Source organism: Streptomyces sp. NPDC111656 (genome assembly GCF_055656965.1).
In genome coordinates this window covers 1-5,465 of sequence record NZ_JBVKCA010000062.1, presented here as the reverse complement: position 1 = coordinate 5,465, position 5,465 = coordinate 1, and the positions used below count along the sequence as shown (strand labels likewise).

The 5,465-nt window shown below is 71.4% G+C and carries 3 protein-coding genes; 1 reads left to right on the top strand and 2 read right to left on the bottom strand.

The window, feature by feature from the left end:
- Positions 1 to 766: 766 nt before the first annotated feature.
- Together ACZ7M3_RS52530 and ACZ7M3_RS52525 are read right to left on the bottom strand one after the other, a co-directional pair.
- A complete protein-coding gene (locus ACZ7M3_RS52530) occupies positions 767 to 2,047 on the bottom strand; it encodes a nucleotide disphospho-sugar-binding domain-containing protein (protein ID WP_472073900.1) in 1,281 nt (426 codons plus the stop codon).
- 134 nt (positions 2,048 to 2,181) lie between these two features.
- Positions 2,182 to 4,377, bottom strand: a complete 2,196-nt coding sequence (locus tag ACZ7M3_RS52525; protein WP_472073898.1) for an ATP-binding protein — start codon at positions 4,375 to 4,377, stop codon at positions 2,182 to 2,184.
- Positions 4,378 to 4,506: 129 nt separating this feature from the next.
- Between ACZ7M3_RS52525 and ACZ7M3_RS52520 the strand changes: the two genes are divergently transcribed.
- Entirely contained in the window at positions 4,507 to 5,310 is an 804-nt protein-coding gene (locus ACZ7M3_RS52520; RefSeq protein WP_472073896.1) for a nuclear transport factor 2 family protein, read from the top strand.
- Positions 5,311 to 5,465: the final 155 nt, after the last annotated feature.

Genomic DNA, 5,465 nt, shown 5'->3' with positions numbered 1-5,465 from the left:
TGACCTTCCGATCAAGATCAGGTTCAGACGAAGATCACCGAGAGGGTCACTTTTGATCCGCCGTCAGAGGGTCAGAATTCAGGCGTCGCCGAGACTTGTCCGCACCGACGATCATCTCTAGTGTGTCGCGCACCCACTGGTGAAGTGTCGGTATTCGAAAGTTGCAGTATTAGCCCGTAGGGCGAGCTGCCCCGCACCTGTCCCGGTCACGTCGAAGGTGTCAAGGCGTACAGCTCTCACCGCAGCGGGCGCCGTCTACGGCGGTACACGAGCAGGGCTCGCCGCAGACCTGCTCTCCATGTCGAAGGGTCTCACCCGCAAGCGTCAGAAAGGCCATCGCCACCGGGCTGTCCCGTCTCGCTGATGACAGGTGGGGAGCCGCCGGCCTCGGGGCGACGCCTCGGCACCGCAGAGCGTCCCGTGCCTGAACCTGGTCTTGCCGGACTGGTTCGCACAGCCATCGCTTCCCATGAGGAGTACGCGTGAGTAGCTGGCCGGATGATGAGGTAGGCACGGTGACCAGCCACGATGAGGTGGCTGACTGTACGCCGTCGACCCTGGCATGGGTGAGCCAGCGCCCTGAGGCCGGTAAACGAATTGTCAGAACCGAGGCGTTGTCCAGCGTCAGCGGACCTCAGAGGCGTTCCGAAGACAGAGCTCGGTTACCCAGTGCTCGCCCGCGCCCAGCGGGGCCGTGACGAACGGGGATGTCGGTCACCGTCGACGAGGCCGGCCGAGCCACAACGGACGGTCTTGAATGGAGATGTCACGCGCCGTCGACGATGTCGAGAACGGCGCGCACCGGGTCTGCGGTCCGGTACTCCGCGCTTAGGTCTTGCGCCCTGCGTCGGAACGCCGGCTCGTCAAGCACCCGCCGGACGCCCTGTCCGACCGCAGCGGTTTCCGGTCGTCCGGTGCACAGGTCGACACCGACTCCGAAGTCCGCGACCCGGGCGGCCACAGCGGGCTTGTCCTCGCTGCCGCCTGCCACGACGAGCGGCACGCCGTGGTGCAGGGCGAGCTGCACGCCGCCGTAACCGCCGTTGGTGACCACGACGTCGACCAGCGGGAACAGCGCGTCGAACGGGATGAACGACTCGACGCGCGCGTTCGACGGCACGCGCAGGTCCCCGGGGGCGATCTTGCGGCCGCCGAGCCCGGCCACGACGAGCACGTCCTCGTCGGCGAGCGCGTCGAGCGTAGGTTGGACGAGATCGGTCAGGTCGTGGTTGGCCACCGTGCCCTGGGTGAGCGCGACGACTCGGCGCTGCGAAAGCTCGGGCCACCAGGAGGGTGGCTGCCATGTGGTGGGCGGTTCGGGCGGCAGGGCCCCGATGAGCCGCAGTGTCGGCGGCGCATCGATCCGGGGGTACTCGAAGGACGGGACGGTGAGCTGAGCGAACACGTCGGGCAGCAGGATCTGTGCGTCGCTGATCACGGGCAGCGTGGCCGTCGCGCCCAGCCCCGCCATGACCTGCTGGGCGTGCGCGGTGGCGCCGGCGAGCTGGGCGGCGAGTTCGGCGTTGAACGCCGCAGCCGCTCCCCGCACGTCGAGCCCGGCGCGCGGGGGAGGAGGTCCCATCATGGTCAGCTCAGCCCCGCTGAGGGTCAGAGGGAAGATCCCGAGGCCCACGGTGCGCCGTGGCCGGATCCCGGGCGCGCCCAGCAGCTGCGGCCACGTTCCGTAGAAGGCAGCCTCGTGGATAACAGCGGCGTCGGGCTGCTCCGCCAGCACCTCCTGCAGCACGGCGTTCTGCGCTGGCGCCATGTCGGTGAACCAGCCGAACATGGCCTGCAGGAACGCCGGGCCCGGCGGCAGCTCGTGCAGCCACGGCTGCAGCTCACCGAGGCGGCGGTCGTCGAAGTCGGCCGGTCCGGCCAGCGGGACGAACGCCGCCCCCGCTGCTTCGGCCTGCCGCGCGAACCGGCTGCCGCTGACGACCGTGACCTGCCGTCCGGCCCCGACAAGGTGGCGGGCGAGGTTCAGCACCGGCCGGACGTGACCGGTGAGCGCGGTCGCGGCGAGCACGATGGGGGCGGCTGTCATGGGGGACTTCCTCGGGGTCGACGGAGGTCGGCCCACAGGGGCGGCCGACCGATGAACCAGATACTGGCCCCCCGCGTCAGAGGGAGACCACCGGACACCGACCGGACAGCGCCGGTACGGGCGGACGGCCGGGCTCAGTCCCGCCCGGAAACGGTGTCGGCACGCCGGACAAGTTCCCGGAACCGTTCGCCGAGTTGGTCGGAGTCCGGGACCGGCTCCGAGCCTGCCACTTCCTCCCACCAGCGCGCTGACGCCACGTCACCGAGGTCGGCCGCCAAGGCCGCGGCCACGCCCGCCACGTGTGTCCGCGGCCGCTCGTCCTGCTGGGGGGAGAGTTCGGCGGCGACGGCGAGCATAACGGCGGCGTCGTCCAGGCGTCCTTCGCCGCGGGCGGCCTGCGCGCACTCCGCGAGGACCGCCGGGACCGAGAACTCACTGCCCAGCTTTCGCGCCGTGTCCGCCGCGGCCCGCCAGTACCGCGCCGCCGCGGCCCGGTCGCCGCGCAACAGCGCGCCGTCGCCGTAGCCGATCGGCACGTGCACGGCCGCCCACACGTCGCGCTCCACATCAAGGCGCTTGTTCAACAGGACCTCTGCCCTGGCCAGCAGAGCCCGTGAACCGTCGAAGTCCCCCAGGCGCAGAGTCGCCGCCGACGCGAAGATCGCCGCTTCTGCGGCCAGCGACGCGTCGTCGATCCGCTCGGCAAGGCGCATCGCCCGCTCCGCGGTAGTGAACAGGTCCGCGGCCACGCGATTGGACCCGGCGCGCGCCACCAGCCAGCGGGCCCGCCCTTGTTCGCTCAGGTCGTCCTCGTGCAGGCGGTTGGTCCAGGCGAGGGCTTCGTGGGTGTGCCCGGTCATCCACAGCGGCAGCCACAACGACCACAGCAACTCGGCGGCGGCGTCGTACCGGCCGGTGTCGACGAGGTGGTCGAAGCCGAGCCGCAGCACATGGCGGTCGGTCTCAACCCGCTCGACCGCCGTCATGTCGCCGCGGCCCCGGATCGCCACAACGTGTGCGCGTCCCGCCCGCAGGGCCCATTGGGCCACGCTCCGACGGACGTGTTCCCGGTCGGCCGGTTCGAGGGTCTCGACGGCGTGCCGGCGGACCGGTTCCAGCATCCGGTACCGCGTGACCGGCCCCGTGTCGTCGGCGCGATCCACCAGGGAGTGCTCGATCAGCTCGGCGAACGCCCCCGCCGCATCCGCCGCGTCCGCCGCGGCGATCGCGTCGACGGTGTCGAGGGAGAAGCTGCCCGGCAGCATGGAGAGCCGGGGGAGCAAGTGCCTGGCCGCGGGGCCGAGCATCTGGCAGCTCCACTCGACGGTGGCCGCCATGGTGCGTTGCCGCGCCGGCAGGTCCTGCGGGCCGGCCACGGGCAGTACCGTGAGCGCGTCGATCCGCGCGAGCAGCGCCCGCGGCCCCAGCCGGGCCGCAGCGGCGGCAAGCAGCTCGATGGCTAGGGGCAACCCGTCGGCCCGTCGGCACAACTGCGCGACGGCACTGTCGTCCGCCCTGCCCATGGGCGGCGCGCCGGCGGCGACCAGCCGCTCGCCGAAGAGCTGCTCCGCCGCGCTCGCACCGAGCGGGGCGATACGCACCTCACGTTCCCGGCGCAACCGCAGCGGGACGCGGCTGGTGGCCAGGATCACCGTGTCCGGGGAGGCCGTCAGCAGCTCGGCCAGGTGGGGGCCGCATGCCGTGACGCGCTCCAGGTTGTCGAGCACGAGCAGGGCCGACGTCCCGGCGAGATGCTCCGCGAGTCCGGTCACGGTGTCGGCGGCGCAGGCCGCCGCGTGGGCCACGGCCGCGAGAACGTCGTCGGGGTCGGTGACGTCGGTGAGGTCGGCGAAGTACACGGCGCCCGGGCGCTCGGCGGCCACCACAGCAGCGGCCGTCAAGGCGATGGTGGTCTTGCCCACCCCGCCCGGTCCGGTGAGCGTCACCAGCCGGCCCGGCGTGGTGCCCAGGGCGGCGACGATCTCCGCCACATCGTCGTCCCGCCCGACCACCTCGACGCCCGGCGGCGACGGGGTGCGGGGCGTCAGCGTGCGGGACGGCATCTCGAGCTCCGCGTCCCCGGCCCGGCCCAGAGTGGACAGCAGCGCCATGCGGTCGGCGTCGCGGAGCTGCAGCGCCGCGGCCAACGCCCGCACGGTGTGCGGCTGGGGCTGGGTCCGCCGCCCGCGTTCCAACGCGCTGACCGCGGCGAGGGACACCCTGGCGGCTGCGGCCAGCTCCTGCTGGGTCAGCGATCTGGCCTCCCGCAAGTCCCGCAAGAGCGCCGCGAAGCTGATCGTCTTCCGTGCAAGTCCCGCTGAATCGCTCACGATCCCAATTATGCCGCCGGGTCCGGACCGCTGTCCGGACGGTGTCCGGGCAGTGTCTGGTTGTCGGGCAGCACCTCCGATGTTCATGCTCGACATGACAGGACGAACCACCGCTAGGAGATCCACGCCATGCTCCCCCAGGCCCTTCAATCACTGCGCGACGCGATCAACTCCCACGTCCCGGAACGGATCGTCGGCTGTTTCACCGAGGACTACGTCGCCGAACGACCGCTGCGACCGGCCGAAGGGTTCATCGGTTCCGGCGAGGTCGCCGCGAACTGGACGAAGATCCTGGCAGGGCTGCCCGACCTGCGGGTCGAGATCCTGCGCCACGCCCAGAACGGCGACGAATTGTGGTCGGAATGGGAGTATCGGGGCACCGCCCCGACCGGGGCGACGGTCCTGCTGCGCGGCCCGGTCATCCTCACCACCCGCGAGGGACGGATCGCCTGGGCCCGGTTCTACCCCGACCCGGTCACCATGGAGGGCCCGACCCACACCACCGTCTCCCAGGTGCTCGACGCACCGGCCGAACGGATCTTCACCGTCCTCCGCGACCCCCGCCGCCACCCCGAACTCGACGCCACCGGCCGACTGCGGCACGCCGAGACCTCCCAGCCGCTCACCGCCGTCGGCGACTTCTTCATCATGGCCATGCACAGCGAGGAGCACGGCGACTACCGGTTCGAGAACCGCGTCGTGGCCTTCACCGAGAACCAGGTCATCGGCTGGGCCCCCGGACAGCCCGGACAGCGCCCGCCCGGGTACCGCTTCACTTGGAAGCTCACCCCGACCGACGACGGCCGCACCGAGGTGACCCAGATCTACGACTGGGCGGCGGTCACACACCCGGCGCACCTGGTGCGGCTGCCGGTCGTCTCCGCCGACGAGCTCGAGGCATCGCTGACCCACCTGGCCGCGGCGGTGGTCTAGCTGTTCTCTCCACGGAGATTGGTGACAGCGATCACTGACCTGTGATCTTGAAATGGGTGAGGGCCCCAGGCTGTCCCGAGCGCGGCGATCCGTTCGGCCCTTCGGTGTCAGGGGAGAGTCCGGCCGGGTGTGTGCCCGTAGCGGTGTGTGCGTTC

Excerpts from the sequence above, each read along its gene's own strand:
- ACZ7M3_RS52520 (WP_472073896.1), top strand. The coding sequence starts at position 4,507 with ATGCTCCCCCAGGCCCTTCAATCACTGCGCGACGCGATCAACTCCCAC.
- ACZ7M3_RS52530 (WP_472073900.1), bottom strand. The coding sequence starts at position 2,047 with ATGACAGCCGCCCCCATCGTGCTCGCCGCGACCGCGCTCACCGGTCAC.